The 18,737-nt window shown below is 43.4% G+C and carries 16 protein-coding genes; all 16 read right to left on the bottom strand.

Annotated features, from left to right (window positions below; translation table 11 throughout):
- Positions 1 to 57: 57 nt before the first annotated feature.
- Positions 58 to 627 (bottom strand): DUF4256 domain-containing protein, encoded by a 570-nt coding sequence (locus tag GJU41_RS11100; protein WP_154318604.1) that lies wholly within the window; start codon positions 625 to 627, stop codon positions 58 to 60.
- A 597-nt stretch (positions 628 to 1,224) separates the two neighbouring features.
- Positions 1,225 to 1,608 carry a VOC family protein gene (locus GJU41_RS11095; protein ID WP_154318603.1) on the bottom strand — a complete coding sequence of 128 codons (384 nt, stop codon included), beginning with the start codon at positions 1,606 to 1,608 and terminating at the stop codon, positions 1,225 to 1,227.
- A gap of 103 nt (positions 1,609 to 1,711) precedes the next feature.
- On the bottom strand, positions 1,712 to 1,990 hold the full coding sequence (locus tag GJU41_RS11090) for an ArsR/SmtB family transcription factor (RefSeq protein WP_154318602.1): 279 nt from the start codon (positions 1,988 to 1,990) through the stop codon (positions 1,712 to 1,714).
- Between the two features lie 344 nt (positions 1,991 to 2,334).
- Positions 2,335 to 3,126, bottom strand: a complete 792-nt coding sequence (locus GJU41_RS11085; protein ID WP_154318601.1) for a putative hydro-lyase — start codon at positions 3,124 to 3,126, stop codon at positions 2,335 to 2,337.
- A gap of 141 nt (positions 3,127 to 3,267) precedes the next feature.
- A complete protein-coding gene (locus tag GJU41_RS11080) occupies positions 3,268 to 3,639 on the bottom strand; it encodes a VOC family protein (RefSeq protein WP_154318879.1) in 372 nt (123 codons plus the stop codon).
- 173 nt (positions 3,640 to 3,812) lie between these two features.
- On the bottom strand, positions 3,813 to 4,439 hold the full coding sequence (locus tag GJU41_RS11075) for an NAD(P)/FAD-dependent oxidoreductase (RefSeq protein ID WP_191557507.1): 627 nt from the start codon (positions 4,437 to 4,439) through the stop codon (positions 3,813 to 3,815).
- Between the two features lie 58 nt (positions 4,440 to 4,497).
- Positions 4,498 to 5,448 (bottom strand): formimidoylglutamase, encoded by a 951-nt coding sequence (hutG, locus tag GJU41_RS11070; protein ID WP_170292777.1) that lies wholly within the window; start codon positions 5,446 to 5,448, stop codon positions 4,498 to 4,500.
- Complete coding sequence (gene hutI / locus GJU41_RS11065) at positions 5,420 to 6,703, bottom strand: imidazolonepropionase (RefSeq protein ID WP_154318599.1); 1,284 nt, start codon at positions 6,701 to 6,703, stop codon at positions 5,420 to 5,422. The genes hutG and hutI overlap by 29 nt, the downstream gene beginning before the upstream one ends.
- Before the next feature lie 14 nt (positions 6,704 to 6,717).
- Complete coding sequence (hutU, locus tag GJU41_RS11060) at positions 6,718 to 8,370, bottom strand: urocanate hydratase (RefSeq protein ID WP_154318598.1); 1,653 nt, start codon at positions 8,368 to 8,370, stop codon at positions 6,718 to 6,720.
- Positions 8,367 to 9,899, bottom strand: a complete 1,533-nt coding sequence (gene hutH / locus GJU41_RS11055) for a histidine ammonia-lyase (RefSeq protein WP_154318597.1) — start codon at positions 9,897 to 9,899, stop codon at positions 8,367 to 8,369. The genes hutU and hutH overlap by 4 nt, the downstream gene beginning before the upstream one ends.
- 118 nt (positions 9,900 to 10,017) lie before the next feature.
- Positions 10,018 to 10,464 carry a histidine utilization transcription antiterminator HutP gene (gene hutP, locus GJU41_RS11050; RefSeq protein ID WP_070874867.1) on the bottom strand — a complete coding sequence of 149 codons (447 nt, stop codon included), beginning with the start codon at positions 10,462 to 10,464 and terminating at the stop codon, positions 10,018 to 10,020.
- Positions 10,465 to 10,547: 83 nt separating this feature from the next.
- A complete protein-coding gene (locus GJU41_RS11045; protein WP_170292776.1) occupies positions 10,548 to 10,871 on the bottom strand; it encodes a hypothetical protein in 324 nt (107 codons plus the stop codon).
- Positions 10,868 to 11,074, bottom strand: a complete 207-nt coding sequence (locus tag GJU41_RS11040) for a helix-turn-helix transcriptional regulator (RefSeq protein ID WP_154318595.1) — start codon at positions 11,072 to 11,074, stop codon at positions 10,868 to 10,870. The genes GJU41_RS11045 and GJU41_RS11040 overlap by 4 nt, the downstream gene beginning before the upstream one ends.
- Positions 11,075 to 11,205: 131 nt before the next feature.
- Positions 11,206 to 14,943, bottom strand: a complete 3,738-nt coding sequence (locus GJU41_RS11035) for a S8 family peptidase (protein ID WP_224771397.1) — start codon at positions 14,941 to 14,943, stop codon at positions 11,206 to 11,208.
- Between the two features lie 669 nt (positions 14,944 to 15,612).
- Positions 15,613 to 17,082 carry a UDP-N-acetylmuramoyl-L-alanyl-D-glutamate--2,6-diaminopimelate ligase gene (locus GJU41_RS11030; protein WP_154318594.1) on the bottom strand — a complete coding sequence of 490 codons (1,470 nt, stop codon included), beginning with the start codon at positions 17,080 to 17,082 and terminating at the stop codon, positions 15,613 to 15,615.
- 316 nt (positions 17,083 to 17,398) lie between these two features.
- A complete protein-coding gene (locus tag GJU41_RS11025) occupies positions 17,399 to 18,661 on the bottom strand; it encodes a S1C family serine protease (RefSeq protein WP_224771396.1) in 1,263 nt (420 codons plus the stop codon).
- Positions 18,662 to 18,737 lie beyond the last annotated feature (76 nt).

Here is an 18,737-nt window from a genome sequence, read left to right as displayed (position 1 = left end):
ATTTTTATAGGAAGAGCCTCGTATGAAACATTATCAGTATTGGGCAATAGGTGATCTTCAGACCTTCAGCAAGCCGCGGAAGCCTCTGGCAGCATAGTAGGAATCTGCTCCATTGTGATACACGAAGACGTTGCCATAGCGGCAATCACAAAAAAGTGCACCGCCGAGTTCTCTAATATCATTGGGTGTTTGCACCCAGCTTGATGTTTTCATATCGAAATTTTCAAGTTTCTGCAACTCTCGATATTGTTCTTCATTCAATAGTTCTATGTCCATGAAAGCTGCCATGTCAATAGCGTTATTTTCAGGCTTATGTTTTTTTCTTGACTCTAGCGCTTTACGGTCGTAACAAACACTTCTGCGGCCTTTAGGGCTTTCTTTTGAACAATCACAAAAAATGTATTCGTCCTTTTGTTCATCATAGCCAACAACATCAGGCTCTCCGCCGGTCATTTCCATTTCATTGAGCGACCACAGTTTTTCAGGATTAGCATCCAGCTTTGCTTGGACTTTAGACCATTCAAGACCTTTATGACGATTCATGTTTTTCTCAAAACGAACTTTTAATATATTGAGTAATTCTGCACTTTGTTGTTGTGACAAATGTTTGTTATTGCTTTTTGTCATGTCAGTTCCTCCTAATTGTATTTACTTATAATGATTTTTGTATAAATATCTATTTGTTTTATAATAAATTATTGTCTGATCTCAGCTTACAATAAAAGATAGGAGTAAGTAAATTCGTTTATTCCCTTCCAAAAACAAGGAGATCTTAGAGAACGAATCATTCAGCATCACCTGCAAAGTGTCTCCACTTTTCTCTCCAAAAACCAATTTGAAGAAATCATCGCATACGTTTGATTCCACTTTCCTGCGTAAAAAACAAATTGGAGGAATCATACCGGATGTTTGATTCCACTTTACTCCCCAAAAACCAAATTGGAGGAATCATCGCATACGTTTGATTCCACTTCCCTGCGCAAAAACCTAATTTGAGGAATCATTGCATACGTTTGATTCCACTTCCCTGCGTAAAATCCGTAAAGGAGGAATCATACCGGGTGTTTGTTTCCACTTCCCTCTACATAAACCAAATTGGAGGACACGTATAACCCCGTCCAAAAATTAAGACAGGGTTAACATAAAGTTGTTTAATTTTTGATAAAAAACACTTCACTAACTTAAAACTTACCAATAAAGTCGTTTAGAAACTAGGTTATTTCGTCACTTCTGCACTATCTGAATAAGGTTGCCGCATGTATCATCGAAGACTGCTATTGTGACTTCGCCCATTTTTGTCGGTTCCATAGTAAACTTCACGCCTTTTTCCATTAATCGTTCGTACTCTTTGCGAATATCCGCAACGCCGAACATTGTTGCTGGGATGCCCTCGGCAGATATCTTCTTTTGATACTCCTTTGCGGCAGGATGTTCATTCGGTTCAAGTAAAAGCTCGGTACCGTCTTGATCATCGGGAGAAACAAGCGTTATCCATCTGAATTTCCCCATGGGAACGTCATGCTTTTTTAGAAATCCCAGCTTTTCCGAATAAAATTCCAGTGCCTTGTCTTGGTCTTGTACGAATAAACTGGTAACAATGATTTTCATATTATTTTTTCCTCCTTTGATATTTGCGACGTATGGTACTCTGCTGACAATCTGGCTCCAAGCAGAAAAACACATACATTCGTCAGAAGTATTTTTAATAAAATTACTCTATCCATCCTTTCAGCAAATTTTCAAGTGGTTTGTTGTTGAATATAAGTATTCGATATTTTCCCTTTCGTTTTGATTTTACGAGCCCTGCATCTTCCAATGCAGAAAGATGTTTAGCTATCGCCTGTCGCGAAATGGAAAGGTCGTGCTTCATAATGAGACGTACCGTAAGTTCATACAACGTCAGCTCGTTGCGTTCGGATAGTTCGTCTAATATAAGCCGCCGAGTCGAATCGCCAAGTGCTTTGAATATAGCGTCTTTATCCCAATTCATATATCCAGTTTAAGCAACTCTACGGTTGCTTGTCAAGCATAAGCAACTTTTCGGTTGCGTGACAAAGGAACCGTATCATCCAATCTTAACAAGTTAAAGTCACATAATAGTAGTTTGAACCATTATAGAAATTTAAACTGTACTTCAATAAAAAAATGTATTAATCCTCCTTGGATTACCAACACAACGTGTTAAAAATAAAAAAACATACAAGGTTCTTATAAATTTTACTAACGGCCACGTTAGAGATTTTCACTCTATAGCGTACGTGCTGCTGCTACACACAAAAAAGGATCTTCGATTAGAAGATCCTTTTTATACTGCTGATCCAACTATATTAATTTTTATAAAATACTGAATTCCTCATCTTTTACATCACTAATGAACATATGACCCGGGGCATGAGTAATCATTATTGAAGGTTTACTTTGTATGGCTGCAGCTTGAGGGGTAACGCCGCAAGCCCAGAATACTGGAATTTCACCTTCTTTGATTGTTACTGAATCACCGAAATCCGGCTTTGAGATATCGGTGATTCCAATTTGACCCGGGTCGCCAATATGAATTGGTGACCCATGTACAGCAGGAAAGCGGGTGGTGATTTGAATCGCGCGGATGGCATCTTCGGGCTTCATTGGCCGCATACTGACAACAGTCGGGCCTTCAAATATCCCCGCTTTTTCACATGGAATATTGGTTTTATACATAGGAACGTTACAGTTTTCTTCAATATGACGAATAGGAATCCCGCTATCCATTAGCGGGGTTTCAAATGTAAAACTGCATCCCAGTAAAAAACCTACCATATCATCTTTCCAATACTCTGTAATCTCATTTACTTCTTTCGTATATATACCATCTTCATAAATACGATACTTAGGGATATCCATGCGAATATCTGCATCTTTTGCCATTTTGCCTGGAATGAAAGAACCAGGTTCCGTTACATCTAATAATGGACAGGGCTTTGGATTTCGCTGACAAAACAACAGGAAGTCAAAGGCATATTCTTTTTTTAAAATAACGAGATTTGCTTGTGTAAAACCTTTTGACATGCCAGCGGTTGGTCCAGTAATGGTTTGTTTGCGAATAAGCTCCCTTATTTCACTTGGGTCCATATTTTCATAGTTTTTCAACTGTAATCACTCTCCTAGAAACTTAAGGCTGTTTTCGCATTCATTGTTGTTATTGGTTATACATTCACCCGTGGATTTCCGCTGCCATCCACTTATAAACATTTCCATTAATTCTCATGTTATTTCAACTCATCCTATAGTCTATCTGTGCTGATCTACAAGGATGGGATTGCCATCAGGATCTTCAATTGTAAAACTTGCAGGCCCTTCGCTTGTTTCATCTGCTTCAGACAGTATTTTAATTCCTTTTGCTTTAAGCTGCTTTTGGATATCGCGAATGTCCGTAAATGATTGAAGATTTTCGGCATTTTCATTCCAGCCTGGATTAAAAGTCAAAATATTCTTTTCGAACATCCCTTGGAATAAACCAATTATGCAGCTTTCATTCTTCATAATGATCCAATTTTGGGTAATATCCCCTCCCAAGGCTTGAAATCCAAGATTTTCGTAAAATATTTTTGATTTGTTTATGTCTTTTACACTTAAACTTACAGAGAATGCGCCAAGTTTCATATTCATATTTCCTCCAGTTTGAAAATTAATAATTTTGAAAGTTCACAGTATTAATTAAGTATACCTTATTACTTATAAGAACACATTTCAGTTTTGCCCAATCCTTATAAGATAAAACTAAAGAAGCACTCCAATTTTTATGATTGAAGTGCAAAATTTGCTAGTTTTAATGATTACAAAATCTCTTCCTTCAGTCTCTCAATTCCGTACCTCTTCAAAAACTTCGCAAAATACTCGCGTTTCTTCCCGTTTTCTGCGTATACGGCAATGATTTTTTCAACGGCCTGATAGAGGTCTTCAGGCTGCAGGCTTTCTAAAAACAAATGACCAATTTGTGCATTTTTTCCTTTTGCACGGCCTCCAATGAACAGGTCATAGGCGTCTTTCATTTTAATGATGCCAATATCATTGACGAGCGGCTCTCCGCAGGCATTCGGACAGCCGGTGTAAGCAACCTTTATTGGAAAAGGAACAGGCTTTCCTTTTATTCTCTCATTTAGTTTGGCAGCAACCGGCATTCCTTCTTCTTCAGCACCTTTGCAGAAGTTGCAGGTGCGTAAACTCTTTACATAATTACCGACAGGGTACCAATGGAGCCCGGCTGTTTCAAAAGCTAATTTTGCTTCTTCAAGTCTGCTCTCAGGAATATCTAAATAGAGCTGCTGGAAGGTTGTCAATTCGAGCTCCTGATCTTCATCCATATAATCAGCAAGCGTGATCAGCTGTTTAGCTGTAAGCTTTGAGCCAAAATTGATGCCTCCATTTACAGCAAGCTTTACCATTTTATCCTCCATATTCAAAGCCCGCTCTCCTGTTTTCTTTCAAGTATAGCTTTTTTTCAGAAAAGTGTGAATGATGTCAGACTCGGTTTTTGTAGCCTGTTAAAAAGGTTAAGACTGAGTAGGCGGCTAAACGGCTTGTCATATCACGAAAATCAAGCGTAGGATCAATTTCTACAATGTCCATGGCTTTCACCGGCGGTACTTCTCCTAAAAACCGGATTGCTTCAATCAGCATGCGGGAATCCATGCCTCCCGGACCAATTGCCGGACATCCCGGTGCAAACGCCTGATCCATTACATCCATATCCAGAGAAACATAGATGGTATCTACCTCTTTCAATAACTCTTTCACACATCCCTCGAGAATCTGCAGAATTCCGTTTTCATACACGTCCTGCATCGTGAAAATATGGACGCCTTGTTCTTTGCCGAAATCGGTATATTCTTTGCCATTAGAAAAGTCGCGAATACCAATCTGATAGAGGTGTTTTCCTTCCAGCACACCTTTTTCGATCAGCTGTCTAAATGGTGTTCCATTTGACGGTCCTCCATCTTCAAGGTTGCGCAGGTCATGGTGTGCGTCGAACTGAATAATTCCAGCCTTTCCTTTTTCTTTTTGAAAGGCAGTGAAAATCGGTGCTGTGACAGAATGATCGCCGCCAAGAAAAAGGGGAACCATTAGCGGGTGTTCACTCAAAACTCCTTCCACCGTCGTTTCGATTCTCCGGTGTGATTCAGAAAGGTCTGTTACATGCATAGAAATATCACCAAAGTCTATGATTCTCTCTTCTTTTAAATCTGTATTGTCATGGATCGAATAGGTGGTAAAAGCGTTCATCATTTTTCTGATTGTTTCAGGAGCAAACGATGCCCCTGAATGGCTGATTGATGGTTTAGATAATGGAACTCCAACTAACCCAATGCCTTCACAAATCTCAAAATCCCGTTTTTTAAGCAGCGTTCCCGCCCGTGAAATCCCCCGGTCTGTGAATCTTGCATCATGTGATAGAAAGGGTAGATGGCTCACGGTGATCCCCCTTTTCAAAAACAATGTCACCTTTCTTAATCACGGCCTTCGCGTGATTCACTCCGAAATGATAAGGAATATATTCATAGTTTCCCGCATCCCAGATGACAAGGTCCGCCTGCTTCATCGGGGCGATGATCCCACGAATGCCGCCTAATCCGATAGCATAGGCTGCATTGACCGTGACAGCATTCCAAATTTCTTTCGAAGTCATTTTATACATTACGGCTGCGAAAGCCATAATCAGCTGCAGGTTCTCAGTGGGACAGCTCCCGGGATTGAAATCAGTCGCAAGAGTCACCGCAACTCCTTCTTCCAGCATCTTTCTCGCTTTGGCATGATCCGGTTTGCTCAGATAAAAAGAGGTGCCAGGCAGCAGGCAGGCAATCACCCCTTTTTCAGCCAGCTGCTTAATGCCTTCGTCTGAAGTTCCGACTAAGTGCTCTGCACTGACGGCACCTAGCTCAGAAGCCAGTTCCGCACCTCCTAATGGATCAATTTCATCGGCATGGATTTTCACTTTAAACCCTTTTTGCTTTGCTTTTGATAAAAACACTCTGGACTGTTCAATCGAGAATACGCCGGTTTCACAAAAAATATCGACAAATTGAGCTAATTCTTCTTTTTCAATCACATCCAGCAGCTGAACCATTTCTTCTAAAAAAACGTCCGGCTGATGCTTATGCTCAGAAGGTATGGCATGCGCACCCAAAAAGGTTGAAACTACTTCGGCTGCGTGCTCCGTATTTAATTTTTTTGCAGTCCTAAGCTGCTTCAGCTCTGTTTCTCCGTTTAAGCCGTATCCGCTTTTCGCTTCAACCGTGGTCATTCCATATGATAGCATCCGGTCAAGATGGCCGGCTGCTTTTTCATATAGCTCCGCTTCACTTGCAGCCCGCGTTGCTTTTACAGTCGAAAGAATGCCGCCGCCCTGTTTCAGGATTTCCAAGTAAGGAACGCCCTGCTGCTTCAGTCCCATTTCATGCTCACGGGATCCAGCAAACACTAAATGAGTATGAGGGTCAATGAGGCCAGGTGTAACAAGCTTTCCTTCACAATCGATCCTTTTCTCAGCTTTCCATTCAGATGCTTCTTCATTTGAGCCAATAAGAGCAATTCTTCCATCGGCAATCGCAAGTGCCTTGTTTTCAAGAACAATTAGCTCATTCATGTCCTTTCCGCATAGAGGACCTTCTTTTTCATAATCCATCGTCAAGAGCTGGCCGATGTTTTCGAGTATTAGATCATATTTCATAAAAGAACCTCCCTCTATTCCTGCATTGGAATGCGTACATTGTGTTCTTTGGCAAAAGTCTGCGCCTCTTCGTAGCCTGCGTCTGCATGGCGGATAATGCCCATTCCAGGATCAGATACGAGGACTCTTTCTAATTTGCGTTTAGCTGTTTCTGTTCCGTCAGCGACAACAACCATTCCTGAATGCAGAGAATAGCCCATTCCAACTCCGCCGCCATGGTGGAAGGACACCCAGCTTGCACCGGCAGATGTGTTTACTAATGCATTTAATACTGCCCAGTCTCCAATTGCATCGCTTCCGTCCTTCATCGCCTCTGTCTCGCGGTTTGGAGAAGCAACAGAACCGCAGTCAAGGTGATCGCGGCCAATGACGATCGGCGCTTTCAGTTCTCCTGTCCGTACCAGCTCATTAATGGCAAGGCCCATCTTCACCCGTTCTCCGTACCCAAGCCAGCAAATACGAGCCGGCAGACCTTGAAAAGCAACATGCTCATGTGCCATATCAATCCACCGCAGCAAGGCTTCATTTTCAGGAAAAAGTTCTTTGATTAGCTGATCTGTCCGGTGAATATCAGCAGGATCTCCAGATAGAGCTGCCCATCTGAACGGACCTTTGCCTTCACAGAAAAGCGGACGAATGTAAGCTGGCACAAAGCCCGGGAACGCAAATGCATTTTCCACTCCTTCGTCTTTTGCTACCTGACGAATGTTATTGCCGTAATCAAACACGATGGTGCCGCTCTTTTGCAGCTCCACCATGCATCTAACATGCTCTGCCATTGATTTTTTTGACTTCTCAACATACAAATCCGGATGATCCTGTTTTAACTGCAGCGCTTCATCCATCGATAAACCATGCGGAAAATATCCGTTTAACGGGTCATGTGCGGATGTCTGGTCAGTAAGGATATCAATCTTGATGTTTTTCTCCATCACTTCATGAAGAACATCTACTGCATTTGCCACTAATCCGATTGATAGAGCTTTGCCTTCTGATTTCGCTTCCATTGCCCATTGCACGGCTTCATCCAAAGAGTGTGTCAGCCTGTCACAATACTTTGTCGCAAGTCTCTTCTCAATTCTGCTTTGATCAACATCAGCAGCAATCACAACTCCGCCATTCATCGTGACTGCAAGAGGCTGTGCCCCTCCCATACCGCCAAGGCCGGCCGTCAATGTGATTGTGCCTTTTAAGCTTCCTCCAAAATGCTCCTTTGCCACTGCAGAGAACGTTTCATAGGTTCCCTGAAGAATTCCCTGTGTTCCGATGTAGATCCAGCTTCCCGCCGTCATTTGGCCATACATGGTGAGGCCTTTTTGATCTAGTTCGTGGAAGTTTTCCCAATCTGCCCATTTCGGCACAAGTACAGAGTTCGAAAGAAGAACCCGCGGGGCATGTTCATGCGTTTTAAATATACCGACAGGCTTTCCTGATTGAATGAGAAGCGTCTCATCATGCTCCAATGATTTTAACGACCGGACGATCCCACCCAGTGCCTCCTGATTTCTTGCGGCCTTTCCGATGCCTCCATAAACAATGAGCTCTTCCGGCTTTTCTGCAACCTCAGGATCCAAGTTATTCATCAGCATTCGGAGTGCAGCCTCCTGCTCCCACCCTTTACATTCTAATTCCGTACCCCGTTTTGCTCCTGTGAATTTTGCTTTCATGATAAAATTTCCCCCTTTTTATCGTTATGATCTTTTTTAAATCTGTTCACATCCGCTTTTTTCAGCCAGGCGGCAGCAGCTTCCATATCCTTTGAAAAAACCCTGTCCTTCGTAATCGCAGGGACCACCGTTCTTCCATGAAAATAAAATGTTCTTGTCGTTTCGGACATCTTCTCAATTCCCCGGTAGGCTGCTGCCTCCATTGCACAAATCAATTCAATCGCAAGCACACGTCTGCAGTTTTGAATAATTTGATAGGCATGCCTGGAGGCAATCGTCCCCATGCTGACGTGATCCTCCTGATTTGCTGATGAGGGGATTGAATCCACACTCGCAGGGTGGGCAAGCGTCTTGTTTTCAGACACAAGCGACGCAGCACAATATTGCATGATCATCGCTCCTGACTGGAGTCCGGGCATTGGACTCAAGAACGGCGGCAGATCATTGAGCTGCGGATTGACCAGTCTTTCAATTCTTCGTTCGGAAATATTAGCAAGCTCTGCGATGCCCACCTTCAAAAAATCCATGGCAAACGCAATCGGCTGACCGTGGAAATTCCCTCCTGACAAAACCTTTTTGCCATCATCAAAAATCAGCGGATTATCCGTAGCTGCGTTCATTTCAATTTCAAGCTTATCTTTCACATAAGAAAGGACCTGAAGACTTGCCCCATGAACCTGAGGGATGCACCTTAAGGAGTAGGCATCCTGAACCCTCAGCTCTCCCTGATGGGTCACCAGAAAGCTGCCTTTTAAAATCCCTCTGATTCGCTCAGCCACTTCCATTTGCTCTTTGTAGCCGCGGGCAATATGAATGTCTTCATCAAACGCATCAATGATTCCTCTCAGACCTTCAATCGTCATTGAAGCGATGTAGTCTGCCTGCAGCGCCACCGCTTCAGCTTCAATGTAATTGACGAGTCCCATTGCCGTCATTGCCTGTGTCCCATTGATTAAAGCCAGACCTTCTTTAGCCTGAAGCGTCACAGGATGAAGTCCCGCTAACTGAAAGGCTTCATCGGTCTCCATTTTCCGTCCCTGATAAAAAACCTCTCCTTCACCGACAAGAACAAGTGCCATGTGAGACAAAGGAGCCAAATCTCCGCTTGCTCCAAGTGAACCCTGCTGCGGCACAACGGGATGAATCTCGTGATTCAGCAGCGAAACAAGTAAAGATAAAACCTCCCTGCGGACTCCGGAAAAACCTTTCAGCAAGGCATTAAGCCTAAGCAAAAGCATCCCCCGTGACACCTCTTCCGGAAACGGGTCTCCAACACCGCATGCATGACTTCGAATCAAATTGATCTGCAGCTCTTCTGCATGTTCGGCATCAATCAGCACATCACTGAATTTCCCAAACCCCGTTGTAATTCCGTAAACGATCTTCTTCTGAGCGACTATGTTTTCAACCGCTTTTCTGCTCTTTTCAACCGAATCCCACACATAGTCAGGAATATGAATCATGGATTTTTCATATAAAACCTTCTTTGCTGATTCAATTGTGAGTGAACTTCCCGTTAATTCAATCATCTTTCTGCTCCTCTTTTGTTCAAAATAAAAACCAAAAAGGAGGCCATACCAATAGAAACACGCAAAACCGTGTTTCTACCGATACAGCCCCCTGCTATCTATTAACTATGGGTGCATCTTATATATGATTGATTCCCAAACCCATTGCCTCATGCTCTGAACCTTTAACAGGTGCACCTATTGTGCCGTACAAAGCAATCGCAATCCATTCGCCTTCCGTTTCTGCCTCGTAAGGCTTGCCGCGGACAATGGCAAAACGAAGTCCCACGGTGCGCAAAACACTTCCAAGCTGAACCTGCCCTCTCGTCACGCCATGAAGCGCTTCCATAATAGCATGATACAAGGAGTGTGTTTCACGGTATCCATCAGGCGATATTACACCTGAACGTTTTGCTGCCGTTTCAATGGCCGCAACTACTTTATGCGTCTCCATTGAACCCGTTTTTCCCTGACAAAATTGAAATCCCTGCTCTGTCAGCTGCTGCCCATAAAATTGATCGTCTTCACCGAGCAAAACGAGCTGCATGGCATTTTTACCAATACGATGATCCGGTTGTATGCTCATATCCATTCTCACTTCATACTGAATTTTCTGATAAACTAGTGTCTATCGTTAGTTTATGATTGAATGAGGAAAGTGTCAAGAGTTTAATTGCTGTCTGATCCGGTACTGCTGAAACGGACCGAGAGAATGACTTTTGTGATTGCCCAGCTGCCCAAATGAACAAAGAGAAGCAGCGAGAGCATCATCGCAGGACTTAAATCCACTCCGAAAAGCAGCAGCGTGAAGAAAATATAGATGGCCGCCATCGTAAGGATCCATGCGACCGACCGTGATTTCTGATCAATGAAATGAAAAACTTCATCAACTCCCCTTTTTTTCTTCGCAAAATAAAGACCAAGCAACCATCCGATCAAACCCGCTGCCATTCCCCCGTATAACCCGATAAAAGCTCCAGCTGATTCCATCATCCCTCTCCCCCATCCTCAAAAATAAAAATTTCTTCAATTCTGCACGTAAACGAGTTCGCAATCTTAAATGCAAGTTCCAAAGACGGATTGTATTTTCCAGATTCAATCGCAATAATCGATTGTCTTGAAACGCCAACCTGAACCGACAGCTGTTCCTGAGTCATCCCTTTTTCTGCGCGCATTTCCTTGATTCTGTTCTTCATGTTCATCCACCTTGTAAAGCTTCCTTTACGTTAAGTTTACTTTACATGGAATTAAAAGTAAACTCTTTTTCCAGCTGAACAGAAAAAAGAAGAGAAGCCTGCGCCCCTCTTCTTGCTTACCATTCTTCTGATTACCTCAACCCGTATGCCTTAATCACATCCTGCGTGATTTTATTCCCGGCATCATCCCAGGCAGATGCCCTCAGAGATACGTGTTTGCTGTTTTTAGTGTTGTTGATTTTAGCCTTCCATTTATTCTCTGCTGTACGCTCGAGTTTCACTTTCTTCCATGACTTTCCTTCATTGAAAGAAACCTCAAGTGCTGCACCTTCCAGTTTTCCATATCCTTCAACTCCATCCAGTTTTGAAGCAGATAATTCCAGATTTGTTGATGGAGCAGCTAATGCATTACCGTTCATATCGGTTTCAACCTTGTAGTCAAGAGAATAGAACGGTAGCAGTGTATGGAAGTCATCTCCTTTTCCAGACCAAAATGTCCACTCTGTTTGTGTGCTTACGGATGTGTCCCAGCGGTTTGGGTCACGCTTGGCATCTGTGACTAAACGGTACTGTTTTCTTTCTTCTGAGATGCCGCTGAATACATTTAATGCCTGACTTGTCCCTTGTTTAATCAGGGTATCTCCCTGGTACAGCTTATGTGATTGATTTTTAACTGATTCATCATAACCCGTTCCGCCAGTGCTTCCATTTCCTGAATCTGCCCAGGCTGGAATGTTGAACTGGAACGAGTTTCCTTGGCGATTAGGCGTCCAATATCCAGCTCCGAGACGCGGGCGCACAACGGGTGAGAACCAGTCTTCCTGCAGTCTTTCACCTTCTTCATAGGTTACAGCCGGCTGACGGACTTCCCACGGACTGTCTAAAACCTGTGCCTGGTGATACCAGCGTGTCCCTTCAACTGCTGAAACCCACTCGGTTCGTACAGATGGCAGCTCAATCTTATACTGGAAACCGACTGCTCTGACTGTATGTGGACGCAAGTCATAGCGGAATTCTCCTCCAGGAGCTTCCTGATCAGACTTGTACCGTGTATCAATTTTTACGAGTTCACTGTTAGAAGGAGCATAAGTCAAATCCTTCGGAATGCTTTCTCCATGAACATCCATTAAATCATAAACAAATGGCGTGTTCGGTTCACCTTCAACAAAAAGCTTCAGGTTGCCTGAACGTGCAGCCTTTATCACTTTGTCTCCTTCACTTTTGCTGATGCCGGCAACAGCAAGGGGAATGTCCGTATAATCCGGATTTCCTGCAAATACGCTGAATTCTGTATCTTCATGATTGACGATAATTAAAAGCTTCGCTCCTGCTGCATGTGCGGCAACAGCTTGCTGTGAAGGAGTAACATCTGCATTGCGGTCAACAACGACAGCCTTTCCTTTTGCGTTTAATCGTTCAAAATCAGCTGCTGATCCGTTTCCTGCATAAACGGCTGATAAGTTATACTTTCCATCCAGCATTGTGCTGCCTGCCAAAGGAATATCATCCAATACTTTATCTTTAAAGTGAATTTGAAGATAAGGCTTGATTAACCGCCAGCGGTTCAGCATCTCAAATTCTCCATTTTTCACTTTCTTTGTCGGAGCAGCATACATTTTATCAATCCATACCGGCATTAAGTACACATGGTTCATCGATTTGCCGTCGAGTGAACGGTAATATTCCATGCGCTGATAGCTTGGCTCTGTCTCCTTTGGCACGTCAACTTTTATTTCGTTTGCTTTACGAGCATCAAGTTCTACTGTTTGAGGTCCGTCTAATGTAATTTCAGGATTTCCGACTAATGCAACCCCGCGGTGGTCTGTATTTTCATCTACTTCCATCATGGACATAGCGGAGTACGTTCCAGGGCGCAAACGGAATTCTGCCGTTCCATTTACAGCCACAAACTCTGGATCCATGTCCTTGTTTACAAGGCCAACATATGCAAGGGCAGGGTTACCGTTACGGTCTTTTGCTGTCAGCGTTAACGTGTATTTTTCCTCTTCTTTCACCATACCCATTGTGGTATGAGCCACTTGTTTGCCATCAGCATCCGATGCCGTTAAATGACCTTCATATCGGGTCCCTGCTTCACCAAATTGCGGATCCAGCGTGATTGAAACGGTTTTTGTTCCATTTGCCGGAATCGTGATCTGGCTCTCAGAAATCGTTAGCATGCCTTCTGGTGAAGCGTTTCCTTTTGTATTTTTAAAGTCAGCCTGAAGATTTAATGTGGCTGCTGTGTCCGAATCATTTGTATACGTGACTGTTTTTTGTACAGGCTGTGCATCCGCGTTCGGCCACTTGAAGAAACCGAATGACAGAGAACCCGTTGCCCGGACTTTGCTTGCTGCTGCAGCCGGTACATCCAGACGTCCTGAACCAATGTGATACGGGGAATAAGGCAATTTTTTAGAAGTACTCATCAGTGCTTCTTTTAACTGAGTGCCGTTCCAGCCCGGATTTTTCTGCAAAAGAAGCGCTGCAGCACCGGCAACGTGAGGTGTAGCCATTGATGTCCCGTTCAGACTCTTATAAGAACCTGTTCCAGCTGAAAGGCCTGAACGAGCGGCAAGAATGCCGACTCCAGGAGCCGATAAGTCAGGTTTTAACCCCTGATCCCCGTAGCGTGGTCCTTTAGATGTAAAATAGGCAATCTTATCAGACTTATCAACAGCTCCGATCGTTAAGGCAGCATCTGCAGCTCCCGGTGAACCAATCGCACCTTCCGCCCCATTGTTGCCTGCTGCGATGACAAAGAGAGTCCCTTTTTCTTCACTAAGCCGGTTGACAGCTTGAGCCATCGGATCGGTTCCATCAGAAGGTTCAGAGCTTCCGAGACTCATATTCACGATCTTCGCGTTTTCAGCTGCCCATTCCATACCGTCAATGATCCAGGAATCTAAACCGCTTCCTGAGTCATCCAGTACTTTGCCGACTACTAAACGCGCTTCAGGGGCAACCCCTTTATTCTTTCCTTCAGAAGCAGCACCTGTTCCGAGGACGGTTGAAGCAACATGTGTACCATGACCGTGTTTGTCATCCACCTGCTGGCCTGGAACAAAGCTTTTTGACGTCTCAATTTGGCCAGAGAAATCAGGGTGGGCTGGATCAATCCCCGTATCAAGCACAGCCACTTTTACGCCTTCCCCTGTAAACCCAGATTCCCATACTTGCGGAGCACCGATCTGCGGCACACTTTGTGCAAGAGATGCTTCTACTTTTCCATCCAGCCAGATCTTTTCAATTCCTTTTTCAAACTCAGCTGTTTCCGGCTTCGCTTTTTCTAAAACTGCTGTTTCAGGGGTGATATCTTCCCAGAATATTTCTGCTTCCTTTTTTGATGCAGAAAGCGCAGCACCGTTAATACTTTCAAGTGTACGTACTGTTTTTGTCCCTTTTGGCTCCGATTTTGCTTGGGCAGCCCGCGCTTTCGTCTCTTCATATTCCACGATTACCGGGAGAGAAGCGAGACTCTTGTCGTCATAGCCATTTTCAATTAATTCCGTTACGTTAAATAAATCTTTGTCCAGCTTGTCAGCTGCCAAGTAAGGCATGGCTGAATTTGGAATGACGAACGTTTCTTCACCGATGGTCAGGATCTGTGCTCCTGCACTGTTTTGATCGGCAGGCTCAACATTGATCACGCTTTTACCGTCTTCAATCTCTTTAACCGTGACCACATCGCCTGTAATAAGGGTGATTTTGTGCTCGCCTTTATTTGTTATCGTATTTATTATGGAAGAAGTCTCAGAAGTTTTTTTCAGATTTGTTTGATCAATTGCTTGGACGCTGCTGAAAGTTGAGGAAAGCATGACTGCAGATACAGAGGTTGCGACTAACGACTTTAGAATAAATTTTCTCAATTTACATCCTCCTAAATAATAAAAATATATTCTTTCAATATGTACGTCTGGATGTAAGTAAGTAACATGCACTCATAGATAAGAGAGATGAACCGTTTGCTGCTTTCTGGAAAAGACACCTCCTCTGTAAATAAAAGCTACTTAAATTGAGTTTCTGTAATGATGTTTATTGCCAAAGAATTTAATAGAATTGTATATTGCCGGATGCAAAGTAACAATTGGGGTTTTTGAATGGTCTTGTGAACTATTCAGAACGATATAAACTTCAATTATGATAAAAAAAATTGAATATCTGAGGCAAAGTATCTATTTAACCGCATTTAAAATTGGGGTTTTTGCTCAAACTATGGATTATTTTGAAAGATTATGAATGTAAGAATGATAGAACTTGAAAACTGATTGGAATGGTTTTGTTTGCTGCAAAACGTTACATAACTCAGCAAACCGTTTCATTCAAATGGGCTCTGTCAACCATCAGACTTAACCTGCATAAAGGCTGAATAAAAATAAAAAGGAAACTCCGCTTGAATTGGAGTTTCCTTTTTAAAAATTACAGCGCCGCTTGTTTAACAAGTATGTCCGCCTTTTTCACTATTTTTAAATGCCAGGGTGTGCTCACGATGCACTATCCTGTTTTGACACCCATCTTTTTCATTTTGCAACAAGTAATTACGTTGCCACGGTTTCTTTTTCATTCAACAAAAGACGGAAGGTTTCTTGATCTGATCCTGCAGGAAGCTCGTATTGATCTTTATATTTCTCGCTTCCTTTCCCGGTCACAAGAATCCAGTCTCCGGCTTCTGCCAGTTCCCATGCTTTTTGAATGGCAAGAGTCCGGTCCGGCATTAGCATGTCAGCTTCTTTGCCTGAAGACTGAAGATACGCTTTCAGCTCGTCAATCATTTCGTTTTGCTCAACACCGTTTAAATCGTCAAATGTCAGAATCGAACAGTCGCTCATGCGCGACGAGATCTCCATCATTTCCGTCCGTTTGCTTTCATCACGATCGCCTCTGAAGCCAAATACATGAAATATCCGCTTTGCTCCGCAGTCTCTTGCCGTTTTCAGAATGTATTCAAACGCATCTGCCGTATGGGCATAATCAATAACCGCCGTTGCATCCTTTTGATGGCTGTACATTTCGAACCGTCCAGGGATTCCTTTGAAGGTTCGAAAACCTTCAATAAGCTTTGCTGAGTCTATGCCAATTTTCCGTCCAGTCAAATAGGCCATTGATGCATTATAGATATTATGAAGACCCGGAATGCTCATGGAAAAACGAAACTTTTCTCCGTTTTCAGTGACTTCAAAATTTGAACAGTGTACATCATTTTCCGATGTAAAAACAAGATCATCCATTGGTGAACGTCCGAAAGTGGACACCTGAATGTTCCGCTCTTTCAGAAGGCCAGCAAGCTTCTGACCCCATTCATCATGGGTGCTGATGATTGCCTTTCCGCCCTGTTTCAATTTTGAAAAAAGCTGCTGCTTCACTTCAAAATACTCTTCGATCGTATTGTGATAGTCCAAATGTTCATGAGCAAGGTTCGTAAAAAGACCTACATCAAATTCGATTCCTTCCAGTCTCTTTTGGGAGAGCCCGTGTGAAGAAACCTCCATAATCACAGCGTCATCCCTGCTTTCAGCCAGTAACCGCTGCAGCTCAAGCGGATCAGGCGTCGTGTTCTTTGAAACGTATGCCTGTCCATTGATCACATTGTGAACAGTGCCAAACAAGGCACAGGAATAGCCGGCCTGCTGCAGAATGTGCCTCAGCATAAAAGAAGTGGTCGTTTTTCCGTTTGTTCCCGTAATCCCGATCATAATGTGTTTCCGTGATGGATAATCATAAAAGTGTGCAGCAAGGTTGGCCAGCGTATCTCTGCTGTTAGCTACCCTTACGTATGGAACCGGCAAATCCGTCAGATCTTTTTCCCCGACAACGGCCGCAGCCCCTTTATTGATTGCATCCTGTATATAATCATGGCCATCCCGTTCAAAGCCTGAGATCGCAACAAATAAGCAGCCTGGTTTGATCTTGGCTGAATTTGCGTCGATTCCTGTGATTTCGGCAGATCCCAGTTCTTCCTGATTTAAAATGGAATGGCCAGTCTGCTCGAGCAAAGTAAGTAATTTCATAGTTGATCTCCTTATTTCATGGCATCCGTTCTGTTATGTTGCGTCAAAAAGAGCTTTGTTATCATTTTGCGTTATGTGATACCATATCTGTTCGAAATCATTCCGGTTTTATGAGGGATGAATGGAGATGAAAATATTGGATATTGTCGAATTTACATGTGTTTGGGCTTTTTAGTGGCTAAAAAAGAATGTGGCTCGTCAATTTTGGTGAGTTACTAGTTATTTGCCCCCCCACTTATCGACCTTACTGACTAATTGAAGTGGGGGAATCAAAAAACGGCTCCAACTAAGGAGCCGCCTAAAAGGGGGGTCTATGTTAACTATTCACAACCTCTTTTTGAGAGAGCTTCACTTTTTTAGTGATTTTTTCTCCTTGGCGGTAGAACTCTATATTTATTTCATCACCAATATTGGTTTGTGAATAGAGAAATTTGCGCAGTTCACTTGAATTATTGATGGCTGTGCCGTTCATCGCAACGATGACGTCTCCTTCTTGCATGCCAGCTTCAGATGCCGGTGATCCCGGGCTAACACCCTGTACAAATACTCCTTCAGTCACTTTGTTCGGAAGCTGAAGCGTGTTTGTACGGTACTGCTCAGGTACTTCGCTTAGGTCAAGAAGACCAACTCCTAAGAATGGACGATCTACTTTTCCTTTTTCCAGCAGTTCATCTACAATTGGCTGAAGGTCGTTGCTCGGGATAGCAAATCCTAATCCTTCCACCCCGTCCTGTGTGATTTTCAGGCTGTTGATGCCAATAACCTGGCCATTCATATTCAATAAAGGTCCGCCGCTATTTCCTGGATTAATGGCCGCATCCGTTTGAATAACATTTAACTCCCAGCTGCCTTCAGAAGTTGAAATTGGAATGGTTCGGTCTGTTCCGCTGATAATACCTTCCGTAACCGTGCGGGAGAAATCGAGTCCAAGGGGATTTCCAATCGCCACGACCCTTTCACCTGCACGAAGGTCTCCTGAATCTCCGAAATCAGCAACCGTTTTTGCATACTTGCTGTCGATTTTAAGGACGGCTGTATCTGTTAACGGATCCGCTCCAACAAGCTCTGCCTGCGATTTTTCTCCATCTGAGTAGGAAATCTCGATGCTGCTTGCTCCCTCAATGACGTGATTGTTTGTAATAATATAGGCTGTATCACCATCTTTTTTGAAAATAACCCCGGAACCTGTGCCTGCTTCAGCATCCTGAGTTCCGCCGCCAAATCCCTGCTGCTGCTGTTTATTTGATATCCCTACAATCGCTGGCGACAGCTTTTCCACCATATCCGCAATATCGCTCGTTTGACTGATAGGCTGGGTATTCACTGTACTTGAATCGTTTTCTTCTTGAGAAGTATTTGAATCAATGGAATAAGAAGGTTCATTTGAGCTTGTTTCTTCATCAAGAAAAGGCTGTACCCCAAGCACCAGCGCTCCTCCGACTACCCCGCTGATTACAGATGACATAACCGCTCTCCATCTGGACGGCTTTTTTTGAGGCTGTCCAGATCTGACCATCATTTCTCGTGAGTCCGGGTCTAATAATGTATCTTTCCGTTCTGTATCGTCGTAATATCCCATCCTGATTCCTCCTAGTGATTTTCTTTGTTAACCCTACTATAAAAAATCATTTTGGGAGAAAGATGAAAAGATTATG

This window comes from Metabacillus idriensis, from assembly GCF_009674765.1.
GTDB lineage: Bacteria > Bacillota > Bacilli > Bacillales > Bacillaceae > Bacillus_P > Bacillus_P idriensis.
Note: the sequence above shows the minus strand (reverse complement) of the source record. Positions and strands in the feature narration are given on the sequence as shown.

Excerpts from the sequence above, each read along its gene's own strand:
- GJU41_RS11080 (WP_154318879.1), bottom strand. The coding sequence starts at position 3,639 with ATGAAACTTGGCGCATTCTCTGTAAGTTTAAGTGTAAAAGACATAAAC.
- GJU41_RS11090 (WP_154318602.1), bottom strand. The coding sequence starts at position 1,990 with ATGAATTGGGATAAAGACGCTATATTCAAAGCACTTGGCGATTCGACT.
- hutU (WP_154318598.1), bottom strand. The coding sequence starts at position 8,370 with ATGAAAGCAAAATTCACAGGAGCAAAACGGGGTACGGAATTAGAATGT.
- GJU41_RS11100 (WP_154318604.1), bottom strand. The coding sequence starts at position 627 with ATGACAAAAAGCAATAACAAACATTTGTCACAACAACAAAGTGCAGAA.
- GJU41_RS11045 (WP_170292776.1), bottom strand. The coding sequence starts at position 10,871 with ATGATGGAATCAGCTGGAGCTTTTATCGGGTTATACGGGGGAATGGCA.
- hutP (WP_070874867.1), bottom strand. The coding sequence starts at position 10,464 with ATGAGCATACAACCGGATCATCGTATTGGTAAAAATGCCATGCAGCTC.
- hutH (WP_154318597.1), bottom strand. The coding sequence starts at position 9,899 with ATGATTGAATTAACGGGAAGTTCACTCACAATTGAATCAGCAAAGAAG.
- hutI (WP_154318599.1), bottom strand. The coding sequence starts at position 6,703 with ATGAAATATGATCTAATACTCGAAAACATCGGCCAGCTCTTGACGATG.
- GJU41_RS11030 (WP_154318594.1), bottom strand. The coding sequence starts at position 17,082 with ATGAAATTACTTACTTTGCTCGAGCAGACTGGCCATTCCATTTTAAAT.
- GJU41_RS11095 (WP_154318603.1), bottom strand. The coding sequence starts at position 1,608 with ATGAAAATCATTGTTACCAGTTTATTCGTACAAGACCAAGACAAGGCA.
- GJU41_RS11025 (WP_224771396.1), bottom strand. The coding sequence starts at position 18,661 with ATGGGATATTACGACGATACAGAACGGAAAGATACATTATTAGACCCG.
- GJU41_RS11040 (WP_154318595.1), bottom strand. The coding sequence starts at position 11,074 with ATGAAGAACAGAATCAAGGAAATGCGCGCAGAAAAAGGGATGACTCAG.